Origin of the sequence: Extensimonas perlucida, from assembly GCF_007655255.1 — a bacterium.
GTDB lineage: Bacteria > Pseudomonadota > Gammaproteobacteria > Burkholderiales > Burkholderiaceae_C > Extensimonas > Extensimonas perlucida.
Genome location: NZ_VMYE01000011.1, coordinates 17,067 through 33,570, shown reverse-complemented (window position 1 = coordinate 33,570; position 16,504 = coordinate 17,067). Strand labels below are relative to the sequence as shown.

General features: G+C 64.2%; 14 protein-coding genes. 8 read left to right on the top strand and 6 right to left on the bottom strand.

Going from position 1 to position 16,504, the window contains the following annotated elements; genetic code table 11:
* The 4 genes from FK527_RS10605 to FK527_RS10590 are packed head-to-tail and all read right to left on the bottom strand — an operon-like array spanning position 1 to position 3,767.
* Positions 1 to 963: a 4Fe-4S binding protein gene (locus tag FK527_RS10605; RefSeq protein WP_144733319.1), complete on the bottom strand. Its 963-nt coding sequence runs from the start codon at positions 961 to 963 to the stop codon at positions 1 to 3.
* 35 nt (positions 964 to 998) lie between these two features.
* Complete coding sequence (locus FK527_RS10600; RefSeq protein ID WP_144733316.1) at positions 999 to 1,811, bottom strand: CbbQ/NirQ/NorQ/GpvN family protein; 813 nt, start codon at positions 1,809 to 1,811, stop codon at positions 999 to 1,001.
* 27 nt (positions 1,812 to 1,838) lie between these two features.
* Positions 1,839 to 3,299 carry a cbb3-type cytochrome c oxidase subunit I gene (locus FK527_RS10595; protein ID WP_144733313.1) on the bottom strand — a complete coding sequence of 487 codons (1,461 nt, stop codon included), beginning with the start codon at positions 3,297 to 3,299 and terminating at the stop codon, positions 1,839 to 1,841.
* Positions 3,300 to 3,332: 33 nt separating this feature from the next.
* On the bottom strand, positions 3,333 to 3,767 hold the full coding sequence (locus tag FK527_RS10590; protein ID WP_144733310.1) for a c-type cytochrome: 435 nt from the start codon (positions 3,765 to 3,767) through the stop codon (positions 3,333 to 3,335).
* Between the two features lie 759 nt (positions 3,768 to 4,526).
* Here FK527_RS10590 and urtA point away from each other — a divergent pair.
* The 5 genes from urtA (at position 4,527) to urtE (ending at position 10,467) form a co-directional block, all read left to right on the top strand.
* Positions 4,527 to 5,810 carry an urea ABC transporter substrate-binding protein gene (urtA, locus tag FK527_RS10585; RefSeq protein WP_144733307.1) on the top strand — a complete coding sequence of 428 codons (1,284 nt, stop codon included), beginning with the start codon at positions 4,527 to 4,529 and terminating at the stop codon, positions 5,808 to 5,810.
* Between the two features lie 145 nt (positions 5,811 to 5,955).
* Complete coding sequence (gene urtB, locus FK527_RS10580; RefSeq protein WP_144733304.1) at positions 5,956 to 7,572, top strand: urea ABC transporter permease subunit UrtB; 1,617 nt, start codon at positions 5,956 to 5,958, stop codon at positions 7,570 to 7,572.
* A complete protein-coding gene (gene urtC, locus FK527_RS10575; protein WP_144733301.1) occupies positions 7,569 to 8,780 on the top strand; it encodes an urea ABC transporter permease subunit UrtC in 1,212 nt (403 codons plus the stop codon). The genes urtB and urtC overlap by 4 nt, the downstream gene beginning before the upstream one ends.
* The gene (urtD, locus tag FK527_RS10570; RefSeq protein ID WP_144733298.1) at positions 8,777 to 9,661 is read left to right on the top strand and encodes an urea ABC transporter ATP-binding protein UrtD; all 885 of its coding nucleotides are present in this window, start codon (positions 8,777 to 8,779) and stop codon (positions 9,659 to 9,661) included. The genes urtC and urtD overlap by 4 nt, the downstream gene beginning before the upstream one ends.
* Before the next feature lie 101 nt (positions 9,662 to 9,762).
* A complete protein-coding gene (urtE, locus tag FK527_RS10565; protein WP_144733294.1) occupies positions 9,763 to 10,467 on the top strand; it encodes an urea ABC transporter ATP-binding subunit UrtE in 705 nt (234 codons plus the stop codon).
* A gap of 178 nt (positions 10,468 to 10,645) precedes the next feature.
* Here the strand turns inward: urtE and FK527_RS10560 are convergent, their stop codons facing one another.
* A complete protein-coding gene (locus FK527_RS10560) occupies positions 10,646 to 12,151 on the bottom strand; it encodes an HNH endonuclease domain-containing protein (RefSeq protein WP_144733291.1) in 1,506 nt (501 codons plus the stop codon).
* A 498-nt stretch (positions 12,152 to 12,649) separates the two neighbouring features.
* On the opposite strand from FK527_RS10560, the gene cobT reads away from it, so the two are divergent.
* Positions 12,650 to 13,762 (top strand): nicotinate-nucleotide--dimethylbenzimidazole phosphoribosyltransferase, encoded by a 1,113-nt coding sequence (gene cobT, locus FK527_RS10555; RefSeq protein WP_144733288.1) that lies wholly within the window; start codon positions 12,650 to 12,652, stop codon positions 13,760 to 13,762.
* A 365-nt stretch (positions 13,763 to 14,127) separates the two neighbouring features.
* On the opposite strand, the gene FK527_RS10550 is transcribed toward cobT, so the two are convergent.
* Complete coding sequence (locus FK527_RS10550) at positions 14,128 to 14,556, bottom strand: TOBE domain-containing protein (RefSeq protein WP_144733285.1); 429 nt, start codon at positions 14,554 to 14,556, stop codon at positions 14,128 to 14,130.
* 248 nt (positions 14,557 to 14,804) lie between these two features.
* On the opposite strand from FK527_RS10550, the gene FK527_RS10545 reads away from it, so the two are divergent.
* Both FK527_RS10545 and modA read left to right on the top strand, forming a co-directional pair.
* Entirely contained in the window at positions 14,805 to 15,626 is an 822-nt protein-coding gene (locus tag FK527_RS10545) for a TOBE domain-containing protein (RefSeq protein WP_144733283.1), read from the top strand.
* 73 nt (positions 15,627 to 15,699) lie between these two features.
* Positions 15,700 to 16,479 (top strand): molybdate ABC transporter substrate-binding protein, encoded by a 780-nt coding sequence (modA, locus tag FK527_RS10540; RefSeq protein WP_144733280.1) that lies wholly within the window; start codon positions 15,700 to 15,702, stop codon positions 16,477 to 16,479.
* Positions 16,480 to 16,504 lie beyond the last annotated feature (25 nt).

Below are 16,504 nucleotides of genomic sequence, written 5' to 3'. Positions count from 1 at the left end.
TCAGGACTCTCTTTCACGCAGGGCGGCGGCCTCTTTTTCGGCCTTGCGCTGGCGCAGCGTTTCGCGCACGGCGTCTGCGCCTATCTTCCATTCGAGCAGGGGCTCGTGCCCCTGATTGCTGCAAGTTTGCGAGCACGCATCGAGGCACTGGCCGCATTGCACGCAGGAAAACATCATGCGTTTGATGTTGCGCGGGTGCAGCCGCATGGGGCAGCCGTTGTCGCAGGCCGACCCTTGCGGAAATGCCGCGGTGCTGCAGCTGCGGCAGGCGCGCGCATGGTCGCGGTCGAACGCGACCACCATGCTCTTGGGGTTGGCCATCCAGGCCAGACTCTGAAACAGGCCGACCGCGCAACCGAAGCGGCAAAACAGATGGCGCGCAAAGGCGAACTCGAGCGTGAACACCACCGTGGCGGCGACCAGAAAGCGCGTGGGGTTGGGCGCCAGCTTGCCCGTGCGCAAACCACTCCAGACCTCGGACGGCGGCAGCAGGTAGGAAAGCAGCGTGACGGCCCAGAGAAAGCCAAACACCAGGCACAGGCCGAAGAACACCGGCCACCAGCGTGCCGCGGGCTGCACGCCCGCGCGCGGGGTGCGGTGCTTGTCCCACAGGCTGAGCTTGCCGCAGGCGCGCTGCAGCGTGGCGTTGAGCGTTTCCACCAGCGTGAAGTGCGGGCACAGCCAGCCGCAGTAAAGGCGCCCGTAGCGCCAGGCCACGGCGAGAAAGGCGGCGACCAGCGCGATCACCGGCACGAAGGCGCGCAGCACAATCTGCACTGCCGCCTGGTTGGCGCTGATCTGACCGGCCTTGAAGGCGTCGATACCCAGGCTCCAGCGCTGGCCGAGGAACCACAGCTGCGCCTCGTGCACGTCAAAGCGCAGCAGGTTCAGCGCAGGGGCCAGCAGAAACAGGGCGAAGAAGCCCAGCTGGAACAAAAGGCGGCGGCGTTGCAGCGCTGGCATGAGGAGGAGGGCAGCTCTGCCGCCGCGGGGAAGTGTCAAGCAGCGTTGCCCAGCACCGCCTGCACCACGTCGTCGAGCGCGGCGGCGGTCTCCAGGTCGTCGGTCAGGGCGTCCACGATGGCCGCGCGGCAGGCCGCGCGCAGGGGCAGGCCGCTGGCCACGAGGCGAGCCGCCATCACAAGCAGGCGCGTGCTTGCGGTTTCTTCAAGGTCGTGGTCGGTCAGGCGGCGCAGCGCTTGGGCCAGCTGCACCAGCCGCGCCGCCACCACAGGGTCGACACCAGCCTCGGCCGCGACGATGCGGCGCTCCAGCTCGGGCGCCGGGTAGCCGAAGGAGAGCGCAATGAAGCGCTGGCGCGTGCTGGGCTTGAGGCTTTTGAGCAGGTTCTGGTAGCCGGGGTTGTAGCTGACCACCAGCATGAAGCCCGGCGGTGCCGCCAGTTGTTCGCCGGTGCGCTCTATGGGCAGCACGCGGCGGTCGTCGGCCAGCGGGTGCAGCACCACAGTGGTGTCCTTGCGCGCCTCGACCACCTCATCGAGGTAGCAGATCGCGCCGCTGCGCACCGCGCGCGCCAGCGGCCCGTCGGCCCAGACTGTGCCCTGCGCGTCTATCAGGTGCCGGCCGACCAGGTCGGCGGCGCTCAGGTCGTCGTGGCAGCTCACGGTGATGAGCGGGCGGCCCAGGCGCGCGGCCATGTGTTCGACGAAGCGCGTCTTGCCGCAACCCGTGGGCCCCTTGATCAGCACCGGCAGGCGCTGGCGGAAGGCATGTTCGAAGAGCGCCACCTCGCCCGCCTGCTCGACATACAACGGGGCATCCATCAGGTGCGGCTGCTCACTGTGATCCATGGCCGAATCCTTGCTGTATCGGGTGTATCAGGCACGTTGCGCGGGGCGCGCACCGAGCATGCTGCCACCACTGCGACCGCCACTGCCCGCGGCGTTGTCCAGGCGCACCGGCTCGCCCCCGATGAAGAAGCTGGCAAAGTAAAGCAGCTGGCCGAGCAGGAAGGTCACACCACCGCCGATGCGGATCCAGTAGAAGAAGGCAAGCTGGTCCTGCGTGGCCATGAAGCTCATCGCGCCCTGGGTGGGAATGCGCTGCAGCCAGACCTGCAGGATGCCAGCGCCGGTCAGGGCCAGCACCATCACGGCCATGCCTATGGTCATGATCCAGAAGCTCCACATTTCGGCGGCCTGCGCCTTCTGGCTGTTGGCGATGCGGCCGCGCAGCGTGGGCATGGCGTAGCTGATCAGCGTGATCACGACGAGCACATAGGCGCCGTAGAAAGCCAGATGGCCGTGGGCCGCGGTGATCTGCGAGCCGTGCGTGTAGTAGTTGACCGCACTGAGCGTGTGGATGAAGCCCCACAGCCCGGCGCCCAGAAAGCCCAGCACCGAGGTGCCCACAGCCCACAGCACGGCGGCCTGGTTCGGGTGCTCACGGCGGCGGCGCTGCACCATGTTGAAGGCGAACACCGTCATCATGAAAAATGGAATGGGCTCCATGGCCGAGAAGATCGAGCCGATCCAGTGCCAGTAGCCCGGCAGACCGATGAAGTAAAAATGGTGGCCGGTGCCCAGGATGCCCGTCATCAGCGCGAAGGCGATGATCACGTACAACCACTTGTCGATCACCTCGCGGTCCACGCCGGTGGTCTTGACCAGCACATAGGCCAGCAGCGCACCCAGAATCAACTCCCACACGCCTTCCACCCACAGGTGGACGACGAACCACCAGTACATCTTGTCGCGCACCAGGTTGTGCGGGTTGACGAAGCTGAACAGGAACATCAGCGCCAGGCCCCACAAACCCATGAGCAGCACCAGGCTGATCGCGGTCTTGCGCCCCTTGAGCACCGTCATGCTGATGTTGAACAGAAAGCCCAACGCCACCACCACGATGCCCACCTTGGTCGGCAGCGGCTGCTCCAGGAACTCGCGCCCCATGGTCTGCAGCAGCTCGTTGCCCGTGAGCTCGGCGAGCCTGGCGTAGGGCACCGTGAGGTAGCCGACGATGGTCAGCGCACCCGCCACCAGGAAGACCCAGAACAGCACCTTGGCCAGCAGCGGGGAATGCAGCTCGGTCTCGGCCTCTTCGGGCACCAGGTAGTAGGCCGAACCCATGAAGCCGAACAGCAGCCACACGATCAGCAGGTTGGTGTGCACCATGCGGGCCACGTTGAACGGGATGTAGGGAAAGAACAGGTCGCCGATGACGTACTGCAGGCCCAGCGTGATGCCGAACAGAATCTGCCCGGCAAACAGCGCCATGGCGGCGATGAAATAGGGCTTGGAGACCGACTGGCTCTGGTATTTGATGGTGGGGATGTTCATGGTGTTGCTCCTGTTGCTCGGATGAGCCTTCGGTCAGCCTTCGATGTTGGGTGGCCACTGTTCGGTGTTGATCTCACCGGTCCACTTGAGGAACTCGACCAAGTCATCGAGCTGCTGCTCGGTCAGGTTGAATTGCGGCATCTGGCGGCGGTGCGGCGCGCCCGTGGGCTGCGCCTTGATCCAGGCCTTGATGAAGTCGCCGCCGCGGCGCTTGTACACATTGCCCAGCTCGGGCGCGAAATAGGCGCCTTCGCCCAGCAAGGTGTGGCAGCCTATGCAGTTGCGCGTCTCCCAGACCTTCTTACCCGCGACCACCGCGGGCGTGATCGCCTGCGCGTGCGAGCGCTCGGGAATGCGGCGTTCGCTGTCGAACACGATGGCCGCGAACAGCAGCGCGAAAAACACGCTGCCACCGTAAAACATGTTGCGGGCGGTCTGTTTGGTAAACCCGCTTTGCGCTTGGCTCATGGAAGGCCTCCGTCACTGGTTGGTGGGGACGAATCCTCCTTTTTTGCTCGGGTATCGTCCTTGAACTGGTTCAAGGAATGACGACGGTGCGCCGTTCGGCATATAGATATCCGCGAATTTGAGACACCGGTTTAACCCAGATTGTTGATGAGGACGCGGGACGATGGCGAGGCGGCTGGCGCGGCAGTTTGGTCGCGGGTGAGGAGTGCATGGCCGGTGCCATGGACGCCGAAGCAGCGGCCAAAATGACCGGCAGCCGTCCGCCAGCGCCCGCGTAGGTGCGAAGCACCGCCTAATGGACAATCTGGGTTTAATGTGCCATTTTGGTATTTTGTGCTTATATGACAGACGTTAGCAGCTATTAGAAATGAAGCGCTCGGTCCCCCCATGCAAGCGTCACGTCATCGATATGACGCTGCTCATGGGTGGTCTGGAAGGAGCAGTGAGGGCATTGCGGCCTCATAGTTGACCAACCTTGCGCATGGCGGTGTGTTCGCCTCGGCCACACGGCCCTCTATGCACCAAGATGATGCAAAAGGCCGTGCCCCGCCACGATGCAGCGCGGCGGGCGTGCGTGATTCAGGCCCCCGGTAAGAAAGAAGTGTGTGTGCCGCTGTGCGCGGCAACCCTCGCGCGCCGCAGCTATGCCTTGCGCCAGCCGACGGCGCGCGGGGCTGGCACGGGCTTTGCGTGGTGGCGGATGGAAGCCGACCCTGGCTCCGTCCCATCCACCCAATTCCTTTACTGGAGTCTGCACCCATGAAGCGTCGTTCCACTCTCCACGCCCTGGCCCTGGCCTCGGCCCTTGCAAGCGGTTTTGCCACTCCTGCCCTGGCCCAGTCCGGCGGCACCATCAAGGTCGGCGTGCTGCACAGCCTCTCGGGCACCATGGCGATTTCGGAAACCGTGCTCAAGGACACGGTGCTCATGGCCATAGACGACATCAACGCCAAGGGCGGCGTGCTGGGTAAAAAGTTGGAGCCCGTGGTGGTCGATCCGGCGTCCAACTGGCCGCTGTTTGCCGAAAAGGCCAAGCAGCTGCTCACGCAGGACAAGGTGGCCGTGGTGTTCGGCTGCTGGACTTCGGTGAGCCGCAAGTCGGTGCTGCCGGTGTTCGAGGAAAACAACGGCCTGCTGTTCTATCCCGTGCAATACGAGGGCGAGGAGCTCTCCAAAAACGTGTTTTACACCGGCGCCGCGCCCAACCAGCAGGCCATTCCGGCGGTGGAATACCTGATGAGCAAGGAGGGCGGCGGGGCCAAGCGCTTCGTGCTGCTGGGCACGGACTACGTCTATCCGCGCACCACGAACAAGATCCTGCGCGCCTTCCTCAAGACCAAGGGCGTGAAGGATGCCGACATCATGGAAACCTACACGCCCTTTGGCCACAGCGACTACCAGACCATCGTGGCCGACATCAAGAAGTTCAGCCAGGGCGGCAAGACGGCGGTGGTCTCGACCATCAACGGCGACTCCAACGTGCCGTTCTACAAAGAGCTGGGCAATGCCGGCCTGAAGGCCAAGGACGTGCCGGTGGTGGCCTTCAGCGTGGGCGAGGAGGAACTGCGCGGCGTGGACGCCAAGCCGCTGGTGGGGCACCTGGCCGCGTGGAACTACTTCATGAGCCTGAAGAACCCGACCAACGCGGCCTTCATCAAACAGTGGAGCGACTACACCAAGGCCAAGAACATCCCCGGCCACAAGGACAAGCCGCTGACCAACGACCCGATGGAAGCGACCTGGATCGGCATCCACATGTGGAAGCAGGCCGTGGAAAAGGCCAAGAGCACCGACACCGACAAGGTCATCGCTGCGATGGCCGGGCAGACCTTCCAGGCGCCCGATGGCTTCCTCGTGAAGATGGACGAGAAGAACCACCACCTGCACAAGCCCGTGATGGTGGGCGAGATCCGCGCCGACGGCCAGTTCAACGTGGTCTGGAAGACCAAGGGCCCGATCAAGGCCCAGCCCTGGAGCCCCTACATCGAGGGCAACGACAAGAAAAAGGACGAGCCTGACGGCAAGACCAAGATCGGCAGCTGACGGAGAGCCCGCGTGCCGCTGGCGCCCTGGCCTGCGGCGCTGGCGTGGCTCGGTGCGGCCCAGTGTCGCGCGCAGATGCTTCTTAAGTCATAGCTGCTTGCGCAGGATACATCTGCGCTAGAGGCCAATTTTGCTCAAAATTTTTATGTGCACCTTGCCCCACCTGGCCCGCCCATGGCGTGCCGTTTGCCTGGCCTGTGCCGTGCTGCTGAGCCTGCTGGGCCTGCTGGGCACCGCGCCGGCCTGGGCGCTCACGGCCGCGCAGGCGCTACAGATGGCCACGGGGGACACCGAGGCGCGCATCGCGGCCATCGACGCGGCACTGCCCGACGCCGACGAGCGCACCCGCGCCTTCCTCGACGCGCTGGCCAACGACGCCGTCAAGGCCACGGCGCATGCCGCCTACGTGATGGACGGCGATCAGGCGCACGACCCCGTCACCGGCGCGCCGGTGGCGCTGCCCGCCGATGCCGAGGACGTGATCAACAACAACGCGCTGCGCGCCGCGCTCGACGCCGCGCGCGCGGCCCTGCAATTGCGCAGCAGCGACGAGGCCACGCGCGCCGCAGCGGCCGACGCGCTCATGAAAGACCCCGCCGAGGCGCGCCTGCCCCTGATCGAGCAAGCCCTGGCGCAGGAGCGCAGCCCCCGCGTGCGCGCACGGCTGGAGCTGGCGCGCGCCACCACCTTGCTCGCGAGCCCGGACGCGGCGCACCGCCTGCAGGCCGCGCAGCTGCTGCAACAGGCGCGCGACCCCGACATCAAGCTGCTGCTCAACGAGCAGCTCGCGCGCGAGGACGACCCCAAGGTCAAGGCCGCCATCGCCGCCGCCATCGCCCACATCGACGCCGGCCTGGCCTGGGGCGAGCGCCTGGGTGTGCTGTTTACCGGGCTCAGCCTGGGCTCCATCCTGCTGCTTGCGGCGCTTGGGCTGGCCATCACCTATGGGCTGATGGGCGTGATCAACATGGCGCACGGCGAGCTCATCATGGTGGGCGCCTACGCCACCTACGTGGTGCAGGCGCTGTTTCAGCGCTACCTGCCCGCGGGCGCGTTTGACTGGTACCTGGTGGCCGCCCTGCCCATCGCGTTTGGCGCGGCGGCGCTGGTGGGCGCGGTGCTCGAGCGCGGCGTGATCCGCTTCTTGTACGGCCGCCCGCTCGAAACCTTGCTCGCCACCTGGGGCATCAGCCTGATATTGATCCAGGCCGTGCGCTCGCTCTTCGGCGCGCAGAACGTGGGCGTGGAAAACCCCGCCTGGATGAGCGGCGGCTGGCAGGTGCTGCCCAACCTGATGCTGCCCTACAACCGGCTGGTCATCATCGCGTTTGCGGCGGCGGTGCTTGCGGGCGTGGCCTTTTTGATTGCGCGCACGCGGCTGGGCTTGTTCGTGCGCGGCGTGACGCAAAACCGCGCCATGGCCGCCTGCATGGGCGTGAACACCGCGCGCATCGACACCTACGCCTTCGCGCTCGGCTCGGGCATCGCCGGGCTGGCGGGCTGCGCGCTCAGCCAGGTGGGCAACGTGGGGCCCGACCTGGGGCAGAGCTACATCGTCGATTCGTTCATGGTCGTGGTGCTGGGCGGCGTGGGGCAGCTGGCGGGCACGGTGGTGGCCGCGCTGGGCCTGGGGCTGGCCAACAAGCTGCTCGAAGGCTGGGCTGGCGCGGTGCTGGCCAAGATCGCCGTGCTGGTGTTCATCATCGTCTTCATCCAGAAACGCCCGCAAGGCCTGTTTGCTCTGAAAGGACGCGAGGCATGACGCGCGACGCCAACCCCTTGCAAAGTGCTGCGCCGGCCGCACCCGCTGCATCCGCCGCGCATCCAGCGGCCCGCCCGGCCACGCCCTTCACCCTGCCGGCGCGCGCCCCGCTGCTCTCGCGCACGGGCTGGGCGGCATTTTTTGCAGCGCTGATCCTCGTGTGTGCCGTGGCGCCGGTGCTGAATCTGCTCGTGCCAGTGGACAGCGCCTGGCACCTGTCCGACTACCTGCTCGGGCTTTTGGGCAAGATCATGTGCTATGCCATTTGCGCGCTGGCCATGGACTTGATCTGGGGCTACACCGGCATTTTGAGCCTGGGGCATGGCTTATTTTTTGCGCTGGGCGGCTACGTGATGGGCATGTACCTGATGCGCCAGATCGGCCGCGACGGCAACTACCACAGCGACCTGCCAGACTTCATGGTGTTTCTGGACTGGAAGACGCTGCCCTGGCACTGGGCGCTGTCAGACAGCTTCATCGCCACGCTGGTGCTGGTAGTGGCGGTGCCGGGGCTGCTCGCGCTGGTGTTTGGCTGGTTTGCGTTCCGCTCGCGCATCAAGGGCGTGTATTTCTCCATCATCACGCAGGCCATGACTTACGCGGCCATGCTGCTTTTTTTCCGCAACGAAACCGGCTTTGGCGGCAACAACGGCTTTACCGACTTCAAGCGCATTCTGGGCCTGCCGCTGGCCACGCCGCAGATGCGCATGGTGCTGTTCGTGCTCACGGGGCTGGCGCTGCTGGGCTTTTACCTGCTGGCGCGCGCCCTGGTGCGCAGCAAGTACGGGCGCGTGCTGCAAGCCCTGCGCGACGCCGAAAGCCGCGTCATGTTCTGCGGTTACGCGCCGCTGCCCTACAAGCTCAGCGTGTGGGTGCTCAGCGCCATGATGTGCGGCGTGGCCGGTGCGCTGTACGTGCCGCAGGTGGGCATCATCAACCCCGGCGAGATGAGCCCGGCAAGCTCGATCGAGATCGCGGTCTGGACAGCAGTGGGCGGGCGCGCCACGCTCGTGGGCCCCATCGTGGGCGCGTTTTTGGTCAACGGTGCGAAAAGCTGGCTCACCGTCACCGCGCCTGAAGTCTGGCTGTATTTTCTGGGCGCGCTCTTCATCGCCGTGACCTTGTTCCTGCCGCAGGGCGTGCTGGGCCTGCTGCGTGCGCCGGGCCCGGCCCTGCAGCGCATCGCCTTCTGGAGGGCCAGGCCATGACGCCAGACCTGATGGAAGAAGGCGCGGCGCGCCTGCAGGCGCACCAGCGCGCCGGCGCGCAGGGCAAGACCGAATCGGGCGGGCGCAGCGCCAGCTACGGGCGGCCCGCGCAGGCCGGCGAAGTGGACGTGACGCACGGGCGCATCCTGTACCTGGAAGACGTGTGCGTGAGCTTCGATGGCTTTCAGGCCATCAAACACCTGAACCTCGACATCGCCCCTGGCGAGCTGCGCTGCATCATCGGCCCCAACGGCGCGGGCAAGACGACGATGATGGACATCATCACCGGCAAGACCCGCCCCGACAGCGGCAGCGTGTTCTTCGGCAGCACCATCGACCTGCTGCGCCACACTGAGCCCGAGATCGCCGCCTTGGGCATAGGCCGCAAGTTCCAAAAGCCCACGGTGTTCGAGGAGCTCAGCGTGTTCGAAAACCTGGAGCTCGCGCTCAAGACCGACAAGCGCGTGCCCGCGTCGCTGCGCTTTCGGCTCGACTCGGCGCAGGCCGACCGGCTGGCCGAAGTGCTGCACACCATCCAACTGGCAGAGCAGTGCACGCGCCAGGCGGGCCTCTTGAGCCACGGGCAAAAGCAATGGCTCGAAATCGGCATGCTGCTCGCGCAAGAGCCGCGGCTGCTGCTGCTCGACGAACCCGTGGCCGGCATGACGGACGAAGAAACCGCGCGCACCGCCGAGCTGTTTTTGTCGCTGCGCGGCAAGCACTCGCTGATGGTGGTCGAGCACGACATGCATTTCATCCGCGCCATTGCAGGTGAGGACGGCATCGTCACCGTGCTCGCCGAGGGCAGCGTGCTCGCGCAAGGCACGCTGGACGCCGTGCAGGCCGACGAGCGCGTGATCGAGGTCTATCTGGGGCGCTGAGCGCCGCGCGACGTACCCATGCCGGGCATTGAATGCAATCATTGTGATAGCTGCAAGCGCTTGATACATCGGCGCAAACGCCACTTTTTATCCATAAAACCATGCTCGAAGTCCAGCACCTCCACCAGTATTACGGCGGCTCGCACATCCTGCGCGACGTGAGCCTGAGCGTCGCCCCCGGCCAGGTCACCGTGCTACTGGGGCGCAACGGCGTGGGCAAGACCACGCTGCTCAAGAGCCTCATGGGCCTGGTGGCTATCAAAACGGGCAGCATCCACTTCGCCGGCCAGCCCATCCACCAGGCCACGCCCTACCAGCGCGCCCGCGCCGGCATAGGCTACGTCCCGCAAGGCCGCGAGATTTTTGCGCGCCTGACGGTGGAGGAAAACCTGCGCATGGGGCTGGCCTACAAAAGCGCCGCCACGCCGATCCCACCGCAGCTGTTCGAGCTCTTCCCCGTGCTCAAAGACATGCTGCACCGGCGCGGTGGAGACCTCTCGGGCGGCCAGCAACAACAACTGGCCATCGCCCGCGCCCTCGCTCCCGCCCCGCGCCTGCTGATCCTCGACGAGCCGACCGAGGGCATCCAGCCCTCCATCATCAAAGACATAGGCCGCGTCATCCGCACCCTGGCCGCGCACGGCCTCGATGGGCAGCCCATGGGCATTTTGCTGTGCGAGCAGTATTACGACTTCGCCGAATCGCTGGCCGACCACTACCTCGTAATGGAACGTGGCGAAATCATCGCGCGCGGGGTGGGTGCAGAAATGCAGGCGAGGGGGATTCGGGGGTTGGTGGCGATTTGAGGCGGGGCGGTTTTTGGCTTGGGGGGATTTTTTGATTGGCGCGATCGAATTCCAATTTCCATGCAAACGGGGCGTAATGATTGGTGACATAGATGTGGGTGGCTGCCGGAGCGCAAAGCGCGGAGGGAGCCTGCATGCGCAGCTTGTAGGTGGTAGGTTGACTGAGTGATTAAACCTCTTACGCCTCGCCGTAGATGACATATTTTTCGGTTAGTCCCTTCTTGGAGAAAAGATCATCTTGTTTTCGCGCGGAGACAAGCAGGCTATCAACCTCGCCTTCGGGCTCGTCCCACAGTGGGTGGGAGAAGAGACGGTTGAGGCACTTCTGGATGATGGCCTTCTGATGATCGCTGATTGGTTTTCGATAAAGGAGTCTCTCTCGTTCCTCGCTAGTCATGGCCTGCAAGGCAAAGTAGAGAATGCTTTTCAAATATGGTGCCCACGTCAGTACCGCACCTTTGTGCCAGATGCGACGTGCCTTCAACTGCTCATGCGTAAGGGTCTTGCCCTTGATGTTTTGCGCCCAGTTTGCAATCATTGTTTCCGCTACGATGAGTTTTGCAATTTCTGCAAAATTCTGAGTCTCCGCATTTCGGTAATCTTGATCTGATGTGAACTTGGCAGTCGCTGGATCGAGATATAGCGTAGCGGGAAAGATTGTCTTCTCAAGCAAATCAATGGTAATTGGATAGCTTGCATCCTTCGAAGCTTCGGCAACATATTGTTCCAAGGCGCTTCCGGCAAGGGCGGCGGTCTTGATGGCGCCCCGCAGCATGTCTTTAGCTGCTGTCTTGCTGTATTGTTTTGTGACCGTCAGGAAGTGAACAAAGTGTTCCTCAGTGTGGCTCTCCGGGGCCTTGGTGCTAATAAACTCATCAAGCAACTCTCGATAGATGACCGACAGTCGATCTAGAAGCGTGGAGGTGTAGAAAGGAACCTGCTTGAGTTTGGAGTGCGCCTCAAGGTTGGTAATCATCAAGTCATCGAAGAGTCGTTTGGCGCTCGCAGGATCATCTGGAGAGACGTAGACCTTGATGTCTGCCTCGGTGTTGTTGTTCAGAACTTGCGCTGCCAATTTGTGTTGACCATCGAATAGCTTAAGGCGATTGCCAAGAAGTCGGGCAATCGAGGGAGCCAACTGAGGGTGTATTTTGAGGTGGTCGCGAATATTGATGAGCCGCTTGTAATCAATAACGCGGGGCTGGAGTCCTTCTTGATCGTCATTTTCGAGCCAAGAAATAGGCACGCGCCCATAAAAGTAATTGACGTGAAGAATGGAATCACTTAGTAGCGTGAAGGTGCGTTTCAGAGTCCCGTCATCGATGGTAATGACACCGTCTGTTGTTGTGCAGTGAGTATTGCGGCGTTTAACGTCTTTTAAATCCAGAATATCTTGGAGTTTGATGTGATTTTTCTTGCTCTCGAACAATCTTTCCAAGCGCAAATTGTCGCGCACGTCGTAAAGCGATTGGTTTGATTTCCGTCGATTGTGATGTTTCAGGACGATTCTGATGTTCGCGATAGCGGTATCACCATCCTTAGAAAATGGCTGAATATGATCGTATTCAACCTCATCATTTGCCGAGATGACCTCGCCGGAAATGAAGCAACGCAGAGACCCGTCAGGCTCAAGTTGTTGTTGCCTGACACTAAATTTTTCGGAATCTGTAAGTTGACGTTTCATGACTGTAGGAAAGGTCGTGGTAGGTGAATCAGATGTCTAACGTAGGGCCAAGGGGCGGTTTGCCGGCCCGCACTTGCCGCGAAAGCCAACACAACAAAGGCCGAGCGCAGCGATGGCCTGTATGGTATTCCAAGCCCTTCTGCCAGCGCCGAGGAGCGCAGCGCCCGGCGAGAAAAGGGCGCGCGATTGTTCGAACGCAGCGAGTTTCGCGCGACCCAGCCGGGCGTGAGAACCGCAGCTTGCCCCTGCCGCCGCGAGGGGGCAGGGACGCGGGCAGCACGGTCGCCTTCTTTTGCCTTCTTTTCTTGGTGCGACAAGAAAAGAAGTTGCGCCGCCGGGCCACATCCCGGCACCCTCTCTCCGGTTCGTCGCCCCCCGCAAAAATTGGAGTCTGACCCCCAATTTCCTCGGCGCAACTACCGGCCCCGCCCGGTGCTTCAGCACCTCCGCTCAATAATTGGAATCCGACTCCAATTTCCCCATCCCCCAAGCACCCCCATGCAATCCATCGCCCACTTCACCATCCCCCAAATCACAGACATCACCGACCCCGCCATCACAGCGCAGCTGCAGCACGCGCTGGACCAGAAAACCAAGCCACAGGGCTCGCTGGGCCGGCTTGAGGCGCTGGCCTTGCGTTTGGGTCAAATTCTGGGCAGCACGGCGCCTGCGTTGCAGCAGCCGCAAATGCTGGTGTGCGCGGGCGACCACGGCTTGGCTGCGCGCGGGGTGTCGGCGTTTCCGGCGGACGTCACCTGGCAGATGGTGCACAACTTTCTCGCCGGCGGCGCGGCCGTGAGCGTACTTGCGCGCCAGCATGGCATGGCGCTCACGGTGGTTGATTGCGGCGTGGCGCGCGCGGTGGAGCCGCCCGTCGGGAGCAGCCCAGCGGCAGCGCAAGAGCAGTCCTTCACCCCACCGCGCCTGCTGCAGCGCCGGTTGGCCGCGGGCACGCAAGACGCCTCCTGCGGCCCGGCGATGACACCCGAGCAATGCGCGCAGGCGCTCGCCAACGGGCAGGAGGTGGTGCGCGGCCTGCCTGGCAATGTGCTGCTGCTGGGCGAAATGGGCATAGGCAACACCTCGGTGGCCTCGCTGTTGCTCGCGCGCCTGGGCGGGGTCGATCTGGCGGCGTGCACCGGCGCGGGCACGGGGCTCGATGCCGAGGGCGTCGCGCGCAAGCGGGCCGTGCTGCAGCAGGCGCTGCAGGCCAATGCGCAGGCTACGAGCCCGCTGCAGGCGTTGGCGGCGCTCGGTGGCTTCGAGGTCGCCACACTCGTGGGCGCCGTGTTGCAGGCCGCGACCGAACGCCGCGTGATCGTCGTCGATGGTTTCATCAGCAGCGCCGCCGTGTTCGTGGCCAGCCGGCTGCGGCCCGCCGTGCTGCAGCGCTGCGTGTTCGCGCACCGCTCGGGCGAGCCCGGCCATGCGCTGATGCTCGCGCAGATGCAGGCCGAGCCGCTGCTCGACTGGGGCTTGCGCCTGGGTGAAGGTTCGGGCGCGGCGCTTGCGTGGCCACTGCTCGTCTCGGCCTGCGCCATCCTGCGCGAGATGGCGAGCTTCGAGGCCGCAGGCGTGGCAGGGCGGGTGGACTGTTCACCCGGCAACTAAGGTTTGGTGCACATTCCCTGCCGGCACCGAACCCATTGGTCGCGCACTTTCCCAAGTTTCGCTACCAGCCCTCCATCGGCCGTGCGAGCGGCTACGTGGTCGATACCGTGCAGACGGTATTGCTCCATTTTTGCGACGCCCGACTTCGAGGCCGCCATGGTCGGCACGTTCAACGATGGGGATGCGACACGTAGCACGCGCATGGCTCATCACTGAGCAGACCAGCGCGCCGCTGGCGCCCGGGGCGGTGGGGCTTGTTGCCTGACACTGCTGTCGATTGCTCGAAAAATGTCTGGGTGTTGCATGTCATCGGGCATTTTGTAGCGGGTACCCTCTCGCTCAGGTGAACCCGCCACACCCAAAGTTCACCCCGGCACGCCCAGCACCACATGGCTGGCCTTGATGAGCGCGGTCGCGGGGCTGCCTTCCTTGAGGCCCAGCTCGCGCACGGCTTCGCTGGTGATCACGGCATGCACCTGGCTGCCGCCGGGCAGGCTCAGCACCACGTCGGTGTTGACCGCGCCTGGCACCAGTTTGCTCACCGTGCCGCGCAGGCGGTTGCGCGCAGAAAGATGCACGCCAGCGTCGTCGGTGAGCAGCATGACCCACGGCGCCTTGACGAGCGCAAACGCCGGCTTGCCGGGCGCGAGGCCCAGCTCGCGCACGCTCGCCTGCGTGACGATGGCCACGAGCTTGTCGCCGCCGTCGGTGGTGAGCTCGACTTCGCTGTTCACGGCGCCGGCGGTGATGGCGCTGACCTTGCCGTGGAAGACGTTGCGGGCACTGACTTTCATGGTGATTCCTTTCAAAGTCGAATTTGAAACGATGTCGTTATGTCTTTAGAAATATCGCGCATGCTTCTTGCATGGCGTTGGTCAGTGTAGGCGCAAACCCTGTATGCCCACAACAATAGCGCCTCATGCTTTTCTTTTCTGGACTCGTGCCGGTTTCTGGGAAGACAACCCACGTGTCGTGTTTGTCAGGAATCGGCCAAAATGGTTATGTAGTTTTGTATATTTCGATACACAAAAAGGTGCCCCAGATGTCCCCTCAGTCCAACAAGCTCATAGGCCGGCTCGCGCTCGAAACCGAACTTGGCCCTTTTCTCGGGGCCACGCGCATCCGCCTGCTCGAAGCCATAGGCGAGCATGGCTCGATCTCGCAGGCGGCCAAGGCTGTGCCCTTGTCGTACAAGGCGGCATGGGATGCGGTCGATGCCATGAACAATCTGGCGGACGAGCCGCTGGTGCTGCGCAGCACCGGCGGCGCGCGCGGCGGCGGCACGCGCCTGACCGACTACGGGCGCAAGGTGATCGCGCTGTACCGCGCCGTGGAGCAGGAATACCAGGGCGCGCTCGACCGGCTCGCGGGCCAGATGCAGGCGCTGAACGCGGGCGACGTGCACCAGTTCCAGACGCTGCTGCGGCGCATGGCCGTGCGCACCAGCGCGCGCAACCAGTTCGTGGGCACGGTGGTGGGGCTGCACGACGGCGGCGGCGTGGATTTTGAAGTGCGCATCGCGCTCGACGCGCAGACCGAGCTCACCGCGCTGATCACGCGCGCCTCGGCAGACAACCTGGAGCTGGCGCTGGGCCAGGAGGTGGTGGCGCTGGTCAAGTCGTCCTCGCTGCTGCTGTGCACCGCGGGCGTGGGGCTGCTGAGCGCGCGCAACCAGCTCTGGGGCGAAGTGAGCCACATCCACCAAGGGCCGGTGAGCGCCGAAGTGAGCCTGGCGCTTGCGGGCGGCAAGACCGTGACCGCCGTGCTCACGCGCAACAGCGTGGAAAACCTCGGCCTCGCGCCGGGCGTGCGCGCCTGCGCGGTGTTCAAGGCGTCTAGCGTGATCCTCGCGGCGCTCGGTTGAGCTGGCGTTTTTGCACCGTTTCATTCTTTGTCGTTTTCGCTTCCCTTTTTCCAAGCTCACCAGGAGATTTGCCATGTCCCGCTTGTTGTTCCGATCGCTGGCCCGCATCGCGGCCTTGGTGCTCACCCTCGCCGCCACCGGCGCGCGCGCCGACGAGGTGCAGGTGGCCGTGGCCGCCAATTTCACGGCGCCCATGCAGAAGATCGCCGCGCTGTTTGCGCAGGACACGGGCCACAAGGCCGTGCTCTCGTTCGGCTCCACGGGCAAGTTTTACGCGCAGATCAAGAATGGCGCGCCCTTCGAGGTGCTGCTCACGGCCGACGACGAAACCCCGGTGCGGCTCGAACAGGAGGGCGCGGCGCTCGCGGGCAGCCACTTCACCTACGCAATCGGCAAACTGGTGCTGTGGAGCGCGCAGCCCGGCGTGGTCGATGCGGCGGGCGAGGTGCTGCGGCGTGGCAACTTCATGCACCTGGCCATCGCCAATCCCAAGCTCGCGCCCTATGGCGCCGCGGGCATAGAGGCCATGCAGGCGCTGGGTGTGTACGACGCGCTCGCGCCCAAGATCGTGCAGGCCGAGAACATCGGCCAGGCCTACCAGTTCATCGCGAGCGGCAATGCGCAGCTGGGGTTTGTCGCCTACGCGCAGGTGCTCGACGAACAAGGCCAGTTCAAGGGCGGCTCGATGTGGATGGTGCCCGCCAAGCTCTACCGCCCCATCCGCCAGGACGCCGTTGTGCTCACCAAAGGAACCGCCGGCGGCCAGCCCAAGCCCGCCGTGGCCGCGCTGATGCAATACCTGCGGGGCGACAAGGCGCGCGCGGTGATCCAGACCTACGGCTACGGGCTGTGAGCCCCCACGCTATCCTTTCTGCCAT

Coding starts and splice junctions, on each gene's coding strand:
- FK527_RS10605 (WP_144733319.1), bottom strand. CDS start 963: ATGCCAGCGCTGCAACGCCGCCGCCTTTTGTTCCAGCTGGGCTTCTTC.
- FK527_RS10600 (WP_144733316.1), bottom strand. CDS start 1,811: ATGGATCACAGTGAGCAGCCGCACCTGATGGATGCCCCGTTGTATGTC.
- FK527_RS10595 (WP_144733313.1), bottom strand. CDS start 3,299: ATGAACATCCCCACCATCAAATACCAGAGCCAGTCGGTCTCCAAGCCC.
- FK527_RS10590 (WP_144733310.1), bottom strand. CDS start 3,767: ATGAGCCAAGCGCAAAGCGGGTTTACCAAACAGACCGCCCGCAACATG.
- urtA (WP_144733307.1), top strand. CDS start 4,527: ATGAAGCGTCGTTCCACTCTCCACGCCCTGGCCCTGGCCTCGGCCCTT.
- urtB (WP_144733304.1), top strand. CDS start 5,956: ATGTGCACCTTGCCCCACCTGGCCCGCCCATGGCGTGCCGTTTGCCTG.
- urtC (WP_144733301.1), top strand. CDS start 7,569: ATGACGCGCGACGCCAACCCCTTGCAAAGTGCTGCGCCGGCCGCACCC.
- urtD (WP_144733298.1), top strand. CDS start 8,777: ATGACGCCAGACCTGATGGAAGAAGGCGCGGCGCGCCTGCAGGCGCAC.
- urtE (WP_144733294.1), top strand. CDS start 9,763: ATGCTCGAAGTCCAGCACCTCCACCAGTATTACGGCGGCTCGCACATC.
- FK527_RS10560 (WP_144733291.1), bottom strand. CDS start 12,151: ATGAAACGTCAACTTACAGATTCCGAAAAATTTAGTGTCAGGCAACAA.
- cobT (WP_144733288.1), top strand. CDS start 12,650: ATGCAATCCATCGCCCACTTCACCATCCCCCAAATCACAGACATCACC.
- FK527_RS10550 (WP_144733285.1), bottom strand. CDS start 14,556: ATGAAAGTCAGTGCCCGCAACGTCTTCCACGGCAAGGTCAGCGCCATC.
- FK527_RS10545 (WP_144733283.1), top strand. CDS start 14,805: ATGTCCCCTCAGTCCAACAAGCTCATAGGCCGGCTCGCGCTCGAAACC.
- modA (WP_144733280.1), top strand. CDS start 15,700: ATGTCCCGCTTGTTGTTCCGATCGCTGGCCCGCATCGCGGCCTTGGTG.